This is a genomic window from uncultured Butyricimonas sp. (genome assembly GCF_959596855.1).
GTDB classification, from domain to species: Bacteria; Bacteroidota; Bacteroidia; order Bacteroidales; family Marinifilaceae; genus Butyricimonas; species Butyricimonas muris.
The window spans coordinates 280,101-295,716 of sequence record NZ_CAUFYA010000001.1; the positions used below are offsets into that span (position 1 = coordinate 280,101).

Consider the following 15,616-nt stretch of genomic DNA (forward strand, 5'->3'; position numbering starts at 1 on the left):
TTAATGGATGATAGTATGAAAAAATATATTTTATTAGCCGTATTGTTTACATTGTTCGGGCTAGTTGCCTGTTACGATGATGATAGTAGTTTGGCAACCAGAGAGATTGGCGATATTGCGATTGATACATTGAAAGATGCTTCAATTATCTCTTATAGTGGAAATAAATTGGAACGGGAACCGAAAATCGAGACAAAATATTCGGAAGAGCAGTTAGCTTACGCGTGGTATATTTATAAAGAGGATCAACAAGAGGGATTCCGGACGAATAAAATCGATTCCGTCAAGAATTTATCGTACGAGATAAATTTGGCGGCCGGGAATTACACGGTTGTGTTTGAAGTGACGGCTAAAGAGAACGGTTATTCAGTTGCGGAAGAGATGAAATTAGCTGTTTCCACGACTTTTTCTCAAGGTTTTTACATCTTGAAAGAAACGGCGGAAGGGAACTCGGAATTGGACGTATATACACAAGACGGTCTTGTTTCAGATCTTTTGACGAACTCGCAAGGGGAACCGTTGATTGGGGCTCCTCGTAATTTGTCCGTGTGTTTCGGGCAGGCTTTTATTGATACGGAAGAGAACGTAATGGCAACGGGCAACACGGTATGTGTTACCACGGAACAGAATAAATTTGCCTGTTTCCGTACGGTGGATATGTTGAAAGTTTTTGATAATTCGAATTTACTTTTCGAGGAAATGGAGGCCGATGAGTCCCCTTATTGTATGGTTAGAAGTCTTTCGAGAATATTTTATTTTTCCAGTAAAGGCATCCGTTCTGCTTCTACCGATGAAAATAGCGGTAAAATGGGCTTCCCCTTGGATAGTGAAAGCAGTAAGCATGTGCAAATAGTGAACGGGGGATTCGGAGGTCATGTATACTGGAATAATAGTAAACATCGTGTCATGACGGTGGATTATAATTGTTCCGGTGTATCGGAAGTTGAGTTCAATACGGAAGTGAATCAAGATAATTTGGAATGCCTGTCGAGTGGACTTAATTACGTGGGAGGAAGTGAGATGATCTATTTCCTGTGTCAGGATAAAACTTCGGGAGTCCGGTATTTGTATTTGCTTTCCGGGGGAAATATCGTGGAGATTAGGCCTTTAAAATCTAATTTGCATTTGGCTCAAGGGGATATTATTGCGGGCAACGGTTTGACGGGAACATTGATTTATTGTGTGCATGATAATAAATTATACGGTTATAATTTTGATGCCGAGAGTGAAATGGAGATTCCGATAACCGGCATCCCGGAAGGAGCTACAATTTCTTATTTCTCCAATCAATATTGGAACATGGGGTTATTCGGGGATACATCGTTGAATTTTGACAACATAGTGGTCGGGACACAGGAAGGTGATAATTATACCGTGTATTTGTATAATATACGCGGAGGACAACCTTACGGGGAACCTATAACAGTTTTCTCCGGCGAAGGCAAACTGAGAAGTGTGCGGTATGTTTGTCAGGCGGCTGTGGATATGACTGCCATGCTGGGACCTATGTATGGATTTGGTCCATGTTTCCCTTATTGATAATAACGTGTAAATAAAAAGACGAATATAATGAAAAAGATTGTTTTGTTGTTGTTTGTTTCTTTGTTGGTCATTTCTGCAACGGCGCAAACGAATTTCCGGGATATTACTTATAAAGAAGCCCTCGCTGCTGCGAAAGACGAGAAAAAACTGGTATTTATCGATTTTTATACCTCTTGGTGTGGTCCGTGTAAAATGATGATGAAAAATATCTTCCCGTTGAAAGAGGTCGGGGATTATTTGAATGATAAGTTCGTGTGTATTAAGATTGATGCTGAAAAAGGAGAGGGACCGGAATTGGCAAAAAAGTACAAGGTAAAAGCGTATCCTACTTTTGTAGCCATAGATGTGGTTGAGAGAGTATTAATGATTAAAGAGGGAGGTTCGGTGGATGGAACTGCTTTTATCATGAGTATTGACCGTCAAATAGACCCCGATAAAACTCCCGAACGAATGCAACAACGTTATGAAAGCGGCGAGCGTACAGCCGAGTTGATTTCTGCCTATGCGGGAATGAAATTGGAACAAGTATACCGGAATCGTCGTCCGGATATGTCTAAAAAAGAAGAGGCTTTTAAAATCGTGCAAGATTATTTTAGCGGGTTGAATGATAAACAAAAGCTGGCCGATGAAAACTTGTTTGTGTATATTTCTTTTACCGAAAGTCCTATGGATGCAATCGCCCGCTATATGATAACTTGTCGGGATAAATTTGCTCCTGCCGTGAAGGATAAAATCTCGGAACAAATCGGGAATTTGTATAAAATGGAAATGCAAAAATATCTGATAGCTCAAATACCTTTTGAACAACAGCAATATGATGTAGTGAAAAGGGAGATTATTGATTTGGGATTGAATAAGGATAATTATTACACGGAAGCATTTCGTTTCATAGAATGCCACGGGAAAGGTGATTTGAATGCTTTTATGACTCTGTGTGAGAAGGAGTATGCTCAGTTGAATGATGACTATAAAGCGTATATCATGTATAATTTTGCGGCTTTGTTTGTGAACGGGGATGAGGTCGTGAAAAAGCGTGCGGCGAAATTCGTGCGGCGGTTATTCATGGAAATGGATGCGACAATGATTATGTTTGTTGCCCAGCAATTAATGCAATTGGAAGGCGGCGGACATTAAGAAGATGCTCTCGAAATCGTTTTTCGTGTATCCCGGTTTTCCTTGTCGGAAGCCGGGATATTTCTGTTAAAAAGATATTTCTGCTTGTTAATGATGCGTTGTTTGCTCTTTTTTTATACTTTAGCGGAACAAATTTGTAAAACGTGAAAGAGATGTACACACTAAATGACTTAAGGGAGATTATAACGAAAGAGTTAGAGAAAAAAGAGTATATGCAAGAGCCGTATTCGTTGTTTGAGCCGATACAGTATATACTGGAAGACGGTGGAAAACGGTTACGTCCGATGCTTACTTTAATGGCTTATAATCTTTACCGGGAAGACATCGAGAAGGTATTGAAATCCGCTATCGGGATAGAAATCTTTCACAATTACACGCTTTTGCACGATGACGTGATGGATGATGCCGAATTGAGAAGAGGACGTCCGACGGTTCACAAGAAGTGGAACAGTAACGTGGCGATATTAAGTGGTGATGCGGCTGCTATTATGGCTTACAAGAGTATAGAGCATTGCGAGGATAAATACTTGCGTCGGGCAATTGACTTTTTCAATCAGGTGGCGCTGGACGTGTGCAAGGGACAGCAGTATGATATGGTGTTCGAAACGAGAAATAACGTGACCGAGGAAGAGTATATCCACATGATTTATTTGAAGACAGCCGTTTTGCTTGCCGGTAGTTTGCGGCACGGGGCGTTGCTTGCCGGGGCTCCGGAACACGAGTACAAAGCGTTGTATGATTTCGGGGGATATCTTGGGTTAGCTTTCCAGTTACAGGATGATTACCTTGACGTGTACGGGGATGTTGCCGAATTCGGGAAAAATATAGGTGGAGATATCGTGGCAAACAAGAAAACTTATATGCTTATCAAGGCGTTGGAGTTGGCTGATCCGGCGACAAAGGAGGAATTGTGGGGATGGATAGAGAAGAAGGATTTTGATCACAAGGAAAAAGTGGAAGCCGTTACACGGATATATGATCGTTTAGGGATAAAAGAAGTCGCTTTTGCGGCAATAGATAAATATTTGGAAAAGAGTCGGGAGATATTGGATAAGATTGAAGTTCCGGCAGAACGAAAAGTCGATTTCTACGAGATGTTGGACGAGATAGGAAGTCGGAAGAAATAAAATAGTGTATTAAATGGAGAAATCTAAACAGCGATTGTTAGACGAGCGTTATTTGAGAATGGCCCGGATATGGGCGGAAAATTCGTATTGCATACGTCGTCAGGTAGGAGCCTTGATCGTGAGGGGCGATGCCATTATTTCGGACGGGTATAACGGGACTCCTTCCGGGTTCGAGAATATATGTGAAGACGAGGACAATAAAACAAAGCCCTACGTGTTGCATGCCGAGGCGAACGCTATCACGAAAGTGGCGAAATCGAATAACAGTAGTTTCGGGGCAACGTTGTACGTGACGGCTTCTCCTTGTATCGAATGCTCGAAGCTGATTATTCAGGCGGGCATCCGACGGGTGGTATATTCGGAACATTACAGGAGCGCGGATGGAATCGAATTACTGCAAAAAGCGGGAATAGAAGTGGAGTATATAGGGTTTGCGGATGATAAAGAGATAAAAGATTAAATATGAACAAGAGTAATTTAAGAGCGTTATTGACACCGATCGTGTTGGCTTTGGCCATCGTGCTCGGTATGATGATAAACAGGTTTTTGCCGGATCGCGGACAAATGTCTGTTGCCGCGGGAGTGTACCCGCAGATGGGCAATAAATTGGATGTGATTTTGGGAATGATACAACACTCGTACGTGGATACGGTGAACATGACAGAGTTGATAGAGAATTCAATCCCGATCATATTGAATGATTTGGATCCTCACACGATATATATTCCCGCGAAAGATATGCAGCGGGCAAATGAAGGAATTATCGGTAATTTCGGGGGTGTAGGCGTGCAGTTCTATAAATATCTGGACACGGTTACGGTCGTGAAAGTCGTTCCCGGCGGACCTTCCGAGAAAGCGGGGATATTGGATGGTGACCGGATTATCCGGGTAGGCGATTCTGTGGTAGCCGGGGTAAACAAGAACACCGACCAGATTATGGCAATGATGAGGGGAGAGTTCGGTTCGAAAGTAGATTTGACCATCGTGAGAAGGGGTGAACCGAAGCCGATCAAGAAGACGGTTACCCGCGGCAGTATCCCGGTAAAAAGTGTTGATGTGGCGTATATGCTCAATGATACAACGGGTTATTTGAAAACCAATACCTTCGGTATGGTTACCTATATGGAGTTTATGAATGCCATGGAGAGCTTGAAGCAGGCGGGGATGAAAAAGATAATCATCGACTTGCGGGAGAACGAGGGCGGAGTGCTGGAAACGGCAATCAAGATGATAAACGAATTTCTGGATGCGGACAAGTTGATTTTGTACACGCAGGGAAACGCCAGAGCCCGTATGGATTTCACGTCCAACGGTCAGGGACGTTACAAGGATATCCGTGTGGATGTGTTGATTAGTGAGTTTAGTGCGTCTGCCAGTGAGATTTTCGCTGGTGCAATACAGGATAACGACCGGGGATTAATTATCGGACGTCGTTCTTTCGGCAAGGGATTGGTACAGGAACAACGCCCGCTATCCGACGGTTCTGCCGTACGGTTGACGGTAGCCCGTTATTATACGCCTTCGGGACGTTCTATTCAGAAACCTTATGACCAAGGGAAAGAGAAATATTACAGCGATATTTACAACCGTATGATGCACGGGGAGTTTTCTCAAAGGGATAGCATCACGTTTGACGAGAATTTGAAATATCAGACTGTTGGCGGACGTACCGTGTATGGCGGTGGCGGAATTATGCCGGATGTCTTTGTGCCGGCTGACACGACCGGGGCTACCCGTTATCTGGCAGCGGTGACGAGAACTCAGTTCTTGTATGATTATACTTTTGATTTCATGGATAGACACCGGAATGAGATGAAGGATTTAAAAGATTACAAGGCTATCCAGCGATACTTGAAGCAGTTCGATCTGGTAAACGAAATGGCGAATTATGCTGCCCGCCGTGGATTGAAGCGGACTGACAAGGAGATAAAAGAGTCTTACCAGATTTTGAGAACACGGATAGAGGCTTATATCGGTCGTCACGCTTTGGATGATATCGGTTTCTACCCGATAATCGGTCAGATTGATAATACCTTACAGGAAGCGATTAAACAATAGACAATGATGAATATTTTACACGGGAGGCTGATAGGCCTCCTGTTTCTGTTTTGCACGCTGGGTGGTTTCGCGCAAAACCGTTATATTCCCTCGGGGGAGGGAATGTTGGTTGAATATACCTATTATTGTTTGGGTTTTGACAAAGAGCATAAACAGGCGAATTGGGTGTATTACGAGTTGGAAGCCAAGAATCTCACGGGGAAGGCGAGCCGGAAAGATAATTTTCGGGTAGACCCGAAACTAGATACATGGAGTGCCACGTTAGCCGATTACAAGGGAAGCGGGTATGACCGGGGGCATTTGTGTCCTGCTGCTGATATGTCGTTTAACGCGAAAGCGATGAGCGAAACGTTTTACATGTCGAATATGTCGCCGCAAGTGCCGATGTTTAACCGGGGTATCTGGAAGAAGTTGGAGGAACACGTTCGGGAACGGGCAAAGCGGGAAAAACTGTACGTGGTAACCGGACCGATTTTCAAGAGTAACAAGGGGAAGATAGGCAAAGGAAAAGTGACCGTTCCCGGTTACTATTACAAATTATTTTACTCCCCGTCGAGGCAGCAGATGATAGCTTACGTGTTGCCGAACGAGGAGAGTCGGCGCCCGATAAACAGTTTCGCGGTACCCGTGTCGAAAGTGGAGAAAATGACCGGTATTGATTTCTTCCCGCAACTACCGGATGATCTGGAAAAGTTGTTGGAAGCGGATACCCTTTCGCATCTGGAACATATGCCCAAGCAACCCGGTAAATCATATCCCCCGACCCGGAAAGAACAAATTATCGCCGTGGCGGGAGCCGTGCTCTTGTTCTTGCTCGTGTATTTCCTGATCAAACACCGGGGTGGGAAAAAGAAGAAAAAGAAAAAAGCCAAGAAACCTCTCAAGAAAAAGAAATAAGCCTTTCGGGCTTATTTCTTTTTCAACAAATCATCAATCACTTTTGTCATTTCCTCGAACTCTTTCGGTTCGTACAGGCGGGTGAGATAGACAATCTTCCCCTCTTTGTCTATGATAACGTTCCGGGTGACGCCTGCGCCTTGTGCGGCAAAAGAATAAAAGGCTTTACCTTCCGGATCGAGCAGGAGAGGGTAAGTGATACCTGTTTCTTTGGCAAATTTTTTGACCACTTCTTTCGATTCCTTAAGATCAATGCCGTATAAAACGAAGTCGGGATTATCCTTGTGTTTCAGCCAAATATCTTTTTCGATAAAGGGCATTTCTTTTCGGCATACGCCACACCAGCTGGCAGTGAATTGAAGCATAACAATTTTCCCTTTCAGGTCTTTCAATTGTTTCTTTGTGCCGTCAGGAAAGATTAATTCGATATCAGGTGCTTTGTCGCCTACTTTCACGATGTATCCTCTATCGTCTTCCGGGGCTTGAACCCAAGCGCAGGTCATGAATAATAATAAAATTAGAGTCAGGTGTTTCATATTGGATCATGTTTGATTAATATCGTTTCAGACTTTTCGGGCTACCGCTCCACGAGCATCCCAAGCAATAGAGAATTGTCGTGTCGAATCCCTCCAGAGAGTCATTTTCATTTACCGGAACAACCTCGTAATCGGTTGTCACTTGCACCAGACATGGATTGCCTTGTGCGTCTTTCACGTGAAAACGGCGTATGCCGCATTGTGGACAAAGTAAAAATCGCATATTCTAAAATTTGAGACATAGTTACTGATTATTATTGATAGTTGTACGGGGTACGAGGGAAAAATTGTTACTTTTATCAGATTCTTTTCATATACGGGAAGAAAGACTGTATATTTGTCGTAACAAGATGATAGTAGTTAGTGGGTTTTGATATGGAAAAACAGAAGAAATATAAAATACATTTTGCACCCGTGCAGGGGCATACCGATTGGACGTACCGGAACCTGCACGAGAAATACTTCGGGGGAGTGGACGCCTATTATACCCCGTTTATCCGGGTTGAAAAAGGGGATAGTTTCCGGTCGAGAGATATGAAGGATTGTGATCCCGAATTAAATACCGTGCAGAGATTGATCCCGCAGGTGTTGGGGGGCGACCCGATGGAATTGGATGTATCTCTGGAGATGTTGGAAGAGAGAGGCTTCACGGGGGTGGATATCAACATGGGATGTCCTTTCCCGATGATTGCGAGGCGGGGGAAAGGAGCGGGCGTGTTGTCCGACCCGAAGCGGGTACGGGAGCTGATGGAAGTTGTGAAGGAATACCCGGGGATGCAGTGTTCCGTGAAAATGCGTTTGGGATGGGAGAATCCTGAAGAATGTCTGTCATTGCTTCCTGTTTTGAATGACACTCCTTTAGCTGCCGTTATCCTGCACGCTCGTGTCGGTACGCAGGAATACAAGGGAGAGGTTAACCCGGATGCGTTTGAGGCATTTTATAATCAATGTAAACATCCCTTGTATTACAACGGGGATGTGTTGACCCTAGAGGATATTCAACGGGTGACGGCACGCTTTCCCCGTTTGGAAGGCGTCATGATCGGCCGGGGATTGTTAGCGAACCCCGCGTTGGCAATGGAATACTTGGATGGTAAAGAATTGACCTCGGAGGAGAAGTACAGGAAATTCAAACTCTTTCATGCCGAACTTCTGGCCGCTTATGCCGAACGTTTGCAGGGTGAGCATCAATTAGTGATGAAAATGAAAACTTTCTGGGAATATTTCATGCCGATGACCGACCGGAAAATATTGAAGAAGATTCACAAGAGTAACAAACTATCCCAGTATAACGAAGCGCTTGCGCGTGCCTTCGTGCCGGGACAGGAGGAAGGGTGATAGCGGATGAAGAAAGCGATATATATCATTATAGGCTGTATTTCCGTGGTGTTGGGTATAATCGGTATTTTCGTGCCCGGTTTGCCGACGACACCTTTTCTTTTATTGAGTTCATGGCTTTTTTACAATAGTTCCAAGCGATTGCATGATGCCTTGCATCGTTCCAAGTGGTTGGGGCCTTATATCCGGCGTTTTCAAGAGAAAAAAGGAGTGGGTTGGAAGACAAAAGCGGTATCCATTATTTGTATGTGGACGATGATCAGTATTTCCGCTTTCGGGATTATCGAGAATTTGCATGTGAGGATATTATTATTGATATTGGGTGTTGTCGGGACATGTAGCGTGCTGTTTATCGTACCGAATCCCAAAAAGAAATAAAAGAGAGCGACGCTCTCTTTTATTATTATCCTATCACCACGTTCACGATTTTTTTCGGTACGATAATCATTTTCTTGATTTCCTTCCCGTCCATCCATTTCGCGAAGTCCGGAGAGGCTTTTACGGCTGTTTCAATCTCTGCGTTGGTTGCCGTTGCGGGCATGGCGAGTTTGAAACGTACCTTGCCGTTGAAGGAAACCGGGTATTCGAACTCGTCTTCCACGAGGTATTTTTCTTCCCATTTCGGGAAGGCTTCTTTCGTGATGCTTTTCGTGTGGCCTAGCAGGCTCCACAGTTCTTCTGCCATGTGTGGGGCAAAAGGAGCGAGGGTGATCACGAGAGGTTCGAGGATAGCCCGTTTATTGCATTTCAAGGCTGTCAGTTCGTTCGTGCAGATCATGAAAGCGGGAATGGACGTGTTGAACGAGAAGTTCTCGATATCGTATTCCACCTTCTTGATCGTTTTATGCAGTACTTTCAATTCTTCTTTGGTCGGCATCTCGTCGCTCACGCTGAAATCTTCGCCGTTTTGGAACAGGCGCCAGAATTTACGCAGGAATTTGTACACCCCGTCGATACCTTGCGTGTCCCACGGTTTGCTGAATTCCAGCGGTCCGAGGAACATCTCGTACAGGCGCAACGTGTCAGCCCCGTATTCTTCGATAATCGTGTCGGGGTTCACCACGTTGAACATGGACTTGGACATCTTCTCGATAGCCCAGCCACAGATGTATTTCCCGTTTTCGAGGATAAACTCGGCATTGGCGAATTCCGGTCGCCATGCACGGAACGCATCCACGTCTAACACGTCATTCTTCACGATATTCACGTCCACGTGTAACTCCGTGGTCTTATGCTGATCCTTCAACCCGAGGGAAACAAACGTATTCGTGCCTTGTATCCGGTACACGAAATTCGAACGTCCTTGAATCATACCTTGGTTGATTAGTTTCTTGAAAGGCTCTTCTTCGGTGGCAACACCGATATCATGCAAGAACATGTTCCAGAAACGGGAATAAATCAAATGTCCCGTGGCGTGTTCTGTCCCGCCCAAGTAAAGATCCACGTTTTTCCAGTAATTGCAGACGTCCTTATCTACTAGAGCCTTGTCATTGTGCGGGTCCATGTAGCGTAAAAAATACGCCGAGGAACCCGCGAAGCCGGGCATCGTGTTTAATTCCAGAGGATAACCCTCTTCCGTTTTCCAGTCTTGTACACGACCTAGAGGCGGTTCTCCTGTTTCTGTCGGCAAGTATTTATCTACCTCCGGCAACTCCAGCGGCAATTTTGACTCGTCGAGCATATATGGCATACCGTCTTTGTAATACACTGGGAACGGTTCGCCCCAGTATCGTTGACGACTAAAAATGGCATCCCGCAGACGGTAATTGATCTTGCTTTTACCGATTCCTCTTTTCTCGACTTCTTGCGAGATATACGCGATGGCATCTTTTACTTCCATGCCGTTGATAATACCGCTGTTAATCATCTTGCCGACTTTCGTGTCGTATGATCCTTCGGACATATCGTGTCCTTCCCCGTCGTCAATCACGGGAACGATCGGGAGATTGAAATGACGCGCAAAAGCGTAGTCGCGGCTGTCGTGTCCCGGTACTGCCATGATTGCTCCGGTTCCGTAGCCGGAAAGCACGTATTCGCTGATCCACACGGGTATCGCCTCGTTCGTGAACGGGTTAATGGCGTATGAACCGGTAAATACTCCGGTCACTTTTTTCACTTCCGTCTGGCGCTCCCGTTCCGTGCGTTTCGACACGTAGTCCAAGTACTCGGCAACGGCGTCCGCCTGTTCCGGGGTGGTCAGCTGTTTCACGTAATCCGATTCGGGAGCCAGCACCATGAATGACACCCCGAATATCGTGTCCGGGCGGGTGGTGAAGATTTCCAGTTTCACGTCCGAATCTTTCACGTCGAAAATCACGTCGGCACCTTGCGAGCGACCTATCCAGTTGCGTTGAATATCCTTCAGCGAATCCGACCATTCCACTTTATCCAATCCGTCCAATAGCCGTTGGGCATAGGCGGATACGCGGAGCGACCATTGGCGCATTTTCTTCTGTACCACGGGATAACCGCCTCGTTCGGACAGCCCGTCTTTCACCTCGTCGTTGGCAAGCACGGTTCCCAGTTCCGGGCACCAGTTCACCATCGTGTCGGCAAGGTAAGCGATGCGGTAATTCAATAATATCTCTTGTTTCTCCTTCTCCGATTTGGCTTTCCATTCTTCGGCAGTGAAATGCAGTTCTTCGCCGCATGCCGCGTTCAGTCCTTCCGTACCCACCGTTTCAAAAGCTTTTACCAGATCGCTGATCGGCATGGCTTTTTGCTCGTCGTAACAGAAATAGCTGTTGAACATCCGGATGAAAGTCCATTGTGTCCATTTGTAATATCCCGGGTCGCAGGTACGGATTTCTCTGTCCCAATCGTACGAGAAGCCGATCTTGTCCATTTGTTCCCGGTAGCGGTTGATATTTTTCTCCGTCGTGATAGCCGGGTGTTGCCCTGTCTGGATGGCGTATTGCTCTGCCGGCAGTCCGTAGGCATCATACCCCATGGGATGCAACACGTTAAAACCTTTCAAATGCTTGTAACGGGAATAGATATCGGAAGCGATGTAGCCTAGCGGGTGTCCGACGTGTAACCCTGCCCCGGAGGGATAAGGGAACATGTCCAGCACGTAATATTTGGGTTTGGAAGGATCCATTTCAACCCGGTAAGTTTTGTTCTCTTGCCAGTAGCTTTGCCACTTTTTCTCGACTTCCTTGAAATTGTATTCCATGTTATTCTTTTTTTAGTTCTCGTAATGAATGACAAAGGTAATAAAAATACAGAAGTCGGAAACTCTTTTATTATTTTATGTCATAGGGGTGATTACCTAATATTGTAAGAGGATGTACTCTTTTCCTATATAAATCCGGTATGAATTCCGTATGATTTCCGGTTCAATTCCGCTTATAAAGTTTTTACTAAGCTTTTAGTAAGCTATTAAAACGCTATTACTGTATAGGGTTTTAATAGGGTTTTAATAGGGAACTAATAGCGTTTTACACGGAAGTGATGCGGAATTTATATGGAATTGATATGTATTTTATTATTGTAATCCAGATGTTTAGTGACTGACGTGATATCTTATTTGTACCGTGGTGAAATTTAAGGAAGAATCCCTAATATAGATGAAATGGAGTCTGTTTTTCCTCATTTTTGGGGATTGTGAGGGGATGTTCGGGGATATACTTTTGTAGCGATAAATAGTCTGTTAAATTAAAATTTTTATATAATGAAAAAGATGAATCAGTTTATTGCGTGGGGGCTGATGTTGTGTGTTGCCTGTTTTACAGCTTGTTCTGATGACGATAACGGTAGTGGTTGGGATGGTGAATCCACCGTGGTTGCTGCCGCCGATTATGACGCGTGGACGTATTTTGATTTTAAGACGGGTACCGTGAAGACGCTTAGCGTGAAATCCCAAGAAGGTGGTATCACCGGGATATACAAGGGTGATTTAGATATCTCCGTTATGGGGAGTTCTTACGGGAATCAAGAGGGCGTGAAGTTGATTATTTCTACAATTGCCGAGGATTCGGTATTGCTTTCTCTGGATAGTTTGATGCTCAGCATGAGTGGTGATGTGGAGCCTTATTCTTTATCGGCGAAAGCGGCAATAGCGCGGGACGGGGAAGAGTGGGTGTTGACGGGAGTACCGACAAGTGTCGATGTGGTCAACGGAGAAACAACCACGGTGTACAAGGAAGTAACTTTCAGCGGAAGAATAGGTGCGGCAGCCGGAAGTGCGGCAAGTATAAAGGTGACTTTTAAGCCGGGCGCTATGCCTATGGCGATCACTGGGACTTATACCGTGAAAGAGAGGGATAACAAGGTCTATATGTTGAATGGGGACGAAACCTCTTTTGACTGGGATATTGCTTTCCACAAGTATGATGTCAAGACGAACGGCGGGGGTGCGGTGAAATTGAACACGTTCGACCTTGATGCGGTAACCTTGTCTTCCGTAACCGGGGAGAATTTCACGGCTGACACGGACGATCACCAAGTAATGGTGGATATGACGAACATGATGGAAGGTTTCGTGGGGTATCAGTCCACGAAATTGAATGAAGTATTGTGTGGTTGGGTGACGGCAACCCCGACAGGTTCGATGCCGCCTTATACTTACGAGATCAATAAGAATGTATTCGTGTTGAAAACGGCAGCCGGGGAGTATGCTAAAATAAGATTCACGGATTATTCCAATGATAAGAACGAGAAGGTATATGCCGCGTTTGATTACGAATATCCTCTAAAGTAACGCGCGGAAGCCGTGCTTGGTTCAATGGAGAAGCAGATGAGAAACGGATTGTTGATATTGTTTTTGATATTTTTGTCCCCGTGTTTAATGGCGGATGAACACGAGAATGAGGCTCCCTCTTTTAAGGTAAAAGGAGTAGTCGTGGACGAGAAAGGGGAACCGCTGGCAGGGGCTTCCGTGTGGGTGAAAGGGACTGTTGTCGGTGCGGGAACGAATGCGAAGGGGGAGTTCACGGTAAAACTGACGTCGAGGGAGAAATGTGTGTTAAGAGTTAGTTTCACGGGTTATGCCCCGAAGGAACGGGAAGTAGTTCCCGGTCTGGATAGTTTGTTTCACTTCGCGCTGGCTCCGGGTGATAACGCGCTGAACGAGGTGGTGATCACGGGAACCCGCACGATGAAACCGTTGAAGGATGTACCCGTGCTGACCCGTGTCATCTCACGAGAGGATATAGCACAAATCAATCCTTTGGATTTGCAGAGTCTGTTGGAGTACGAGATGCCGGGATTGCAGTTCGGGTTGGCTCACGGTTCGGGTTTGCCGGAATTGAAATTCCAAGGCTCGGCGGGGGGATACGTGTTGTTCTTGATTGACGGGGAACGCGTATCGGGGGAAGGTTCCAGTAATAATATAGATTATAGTTTGATTGATGTTGATAATATCGAGCGGATAGAGGTGGTGAAAGGACCTATGTCGACGTTGTACGGTTCGCAGGCGATGGGGGGCGTGGTGAATATTATCACGAAGGATGCCGATCGTCCCTTCACGGGAAACGCTTCCGTCCGTTACGGTAATAACGACGAGAGTAAGTATTCGCTGTCATTGGGTACGAAGCAAGGGCGATTCTCCGCGTTGACGTCGCTTTCTTATCGCACGCGGGATGCTTACGCGCTGAAAGACGAGGTCGGGCAAATTCAATACACGCACTACAAGGATATGTATGACCGGGATTCGGTCGTCGCGGATACTTCGACCAAAGGGATGACGAGCGTTAAGGGGTTCGAGATTTGGCAAGTGAACCAGAAATTGAGTTTCACGTTTAACGATCGCTTCCGTGTATCGTTGGACGGAACGTATTATAACAATCATATTCTGGAATATATACAGGAAAAGGAACAGGATGTGTTTTCGACTTACAAGCTCAACCCGAAGATGTTTTACGCGATAAATGATAGGCATATTCTGGATTTGTCGTACGTGTTCGAGAATTACGAGAAGAAAATAGAGTATAAAAAATCTCCCGCGGAAAAGAGGTTTGGGGATATGACCCATAACATGCGGTTGAATTACACGGGATATCTCCATGACAGACACACGCTGACTGCGGGGATCGAGATGAACACGCAGCGGTTGCAGCATTACTGGTTTGATAACGGGTCGGGAAAAAAGTTTGACGCGCAGACTTACGTGTTGTATTTGCAGGAGGATTGGAAAGTGAGTGATTCGTTTAGTATTCTGGCGGGTGTGCGGTCGGATTGCCATTCGGAATACGGTTTCCATGCGAGTCCGAAAATATCGTTGATGTACAGGTACGGGGTGTTGGCTTTGCGTGGCGGTTACGGGATGGGATTCCGTATACCTTCGTTGAAAGAGTTGCACAGCGAGTATGATATGGGCGGACAAGGTTTCTTTATGATTTACGGTAACGAGGATTTGGAACCGGAGATCAGTCACCAAGGGACGTTGTCGGCGGAGGTGACGAGGGGGATTTTTAACGGTTCGGTATCCGGGTACTACACGAGGTATTTCGACGAGATCGGTTTGGGGTTGTCTTCGGACGGGAAGAACCAGCAATATTATAACGCGGATAACGCGACAAGGACGGGGGTGGATGTGATGGCGCAATTCCGTTTCAGGAACGGGTTGACGTTGCGCGGTGCGTACGCCTATATTGACGCACATTCCGAGGTTGACGGGTATAATATGGCGAGTGATCGTCCGCATAGCGTGACGTTCACGGCGAATTATTCCAAGACGTTCGGGAAGGTGACGCTGTCGGTGGCACTGAACGGGCGTTGGATGTCCTCGGTGGAAACGTGGTACAAGAATAGCGCGGGCGGTTACGTGCAGAATGAATATGACAGCCGGACGTTTTGCGCGTTGAATCTTAGCGGGCGTTTCCCGCGAGGGTTCCGTTTTACGGCGGGACTGGATAACCTGTTTAATTTCAAGGATAAAAACGTGACTGCCGATCAATCGGTTACCCCGCAACGAGGAATAGGGGTGCTCGGGACGTTGTCCGTGAATTTGGCGGATTTGTTTAAATTATAATCAGATAAAAA

Annotated in this window: 13 protein-coding genes; 10 read left to right on the forward strand and 3 right to left on the reverse strand. The window is 45.7% G+C overall.

Annotation, left to right across the window (positions count from 1 at the left end):
• Positions 1 to 15: 15 nt before the first annotated feature.
• From Q5866_RS01075 to Q5866_RS01100, 6 genes are all read left to right on the forward strand, one after another.
• Positions 16 to 1,539, forward strand: a complete 1,524-nt coding sequence (locus tag Q5866_RS01075) for a PKD-like family lipoprotein (RefSeq protein WP_292264921.1) — start codon at positions 16 to 18, stop codon at positions 1,537 to 1,539.
• Positions 1,540 to 1,569: 30 nt separating this feature from the next.
• Positions 1,570 to 2,676: a thioredoxin domain-containing protein gene (locus Q5866_RS01080; RefSeq protein ID WP_303178202.1), complete on the forward strand. Its 1,107-nt coding sequence runs from the start codon at positions 1,570 to 1,572 to the stop codon at positions 2,674 to 2,676.
• Positions 2,677 to 2,828: 152 nt separating this feature from the next.
• Entirely contained in the window at positions 2,829 to 3,803 is a 975-nt protein-coding gene (locus Q5866_RS01085; protein ID WP_227216990.1) for a polyprenyl synthetase family protein, read from the forward strand.
• 13 nt (positions 3,804 to 3,816) lie between these two features.
• On the forward strand, positions 3,817 to 4,263 hold the full coding sequence (locus Q5866_RS01090) for a dCMP deaminase family protein (RefSeq protein ID WP_099291286.1): 447 nt from the start codon (positions 3,817 to 3,819) through the stop codon (positions 4,261 to 4,263).
• A gap of 2 nt (positions 4,264 to 4,265) precedes the next feature.
• Complete coding sequence (locus Q5866_RS01095) at positions 4,266 to 5,861, forward strand: S41 family peptidase (protein WP_303178206.1); 1,596 nt, start codon at positions 4,266 to 4,268, stop codon at positions 5,859 to 5,861.
• A 3-nt stretch (positions 5,862 to 5,864) separates the two neighbouring features.
• The gene (locus Q5866_RS01100) at positions 5,865 to 6,758 is read left to right on the forward strand and encodes a DNA/RNA non-specific endonuclease (RefSeq protein WP_303178208.1); all 894 of its coding nucleotides are present in this window, start codon (positions 5,865 to 5,867) and stop codon (positions 6,756 to 6,758) included.
• Between the two features lie 11 nt (positions 6,759 to 6,769).
• Here Q5866_RS01100 and Q5866_RS01105 read toward each other — a convergent pair whose 3' ends face one another.
• Together Q5866_RS01105 and Q5866_RS01110 are read right to left on the reverse strand one after the other, a co-directional pair.
• The gene (locus Q5866_RS01105; protein ID WP_292265648.1) at positions 6,770 to 7,261 is read right to left on the reverse strand and encodes a TlpA disulfide reductase family protein; all 492 of its coding nucleotides are present in this window, start codon (positions 7,259 to 7,261) and stop codon (positions 6,770 to 6,772) included.
• Positions 7,262 to 7,310: 49 nt separating this feature from the next.
• Positions 7,311 to 7,517, reverse strand: coding sequence for a hypothetical protein (locus Q5866_RS01110; protein ID WP_099291282.1), 207 nt, complete (start codon positions 7,515 to 7,517; stop codon positions 7,311 to 7,313).
• 152 nt (positions 7,518 to 7,669) lie between these two features.
• Between Q5866_RS01110 and Q5866_RS01115 the strand changes: the two genes are divergently transcribed.
• Positions 7,670 to 8,632 carry a tRNA-dihydrouridine synthase family protein gene (locus tag Q5866_RS01115; protein ID WP_303178211.1) on the forward strand — a complete coding sequence of 321 codons (963 nt, stop codon included), beginning with the start codon at positions 7,670 to 7,672 and terminating at the stop codon, positions 8,630 to 8,632.
• Positions 8,633 to 8,638: 6 nt separating this feature from the next.
• Positions 8,639 to 9,010, forward strand: coding sequence for a YbaN family protein (locus tag Q5866_RS01120; RefSeq protein ID WP_099291280.1), 372 nt, complete (start codon positions 8,639 to 8,641; stop codon positions 9,008 to 9,010).
• A 25-nt stretch (positions 9,011 to 9,035) separates the two neighbouring features.
• Here the strand turns inward: Q5866_RS01120 and leuS are convergent, their stop codons facing one another.
• On the reverse strand, positions 9,036 to 11,807 hold the full coding sequence (leuS, locus tag Q5866_RS01125; RefSeq protein ID WP_303178213.1) for a leucine--tRNA ligase: 2,772 nt from the start codon (positions 11,805 to 11,807) through the stop codon (positions 9,036 to 9,038).
• A gap of 498 nt (positions 11,808 to 12,305) precedes the next feature.
• Between leuS and Q5866_RS01130 the strand changes: the two genes are divergently transcribed.
• Positions 12,306 to 13,334 carry an HmuY family protein gene (locus Q5866_RS01130; protein ID WP_099291278.1) on the forward strand — a complete coding sequence of 343 codons (1,029 nt, stop codon included), beginning with the start codon at positions 12,306 to 12,308 and terminating at the stop codon, positions 13,332 to 13,334.
• 36 nt (positions 13,335 to 13,370) lie between these two features.
• On the forward strand, positions 13,371 to 15,605 hold the full coding sequence (locus tag Q5866_RS01135) for a TonB-dependent receptor (protein WP_303178215.1): 2,235 nt from the start codon (positions 13,371 to 13,373) through the stop codon (positions 15,603 to 15,605).
• Positions 15,606 to 15,616 lie beyond the last annotated feature (11 nt).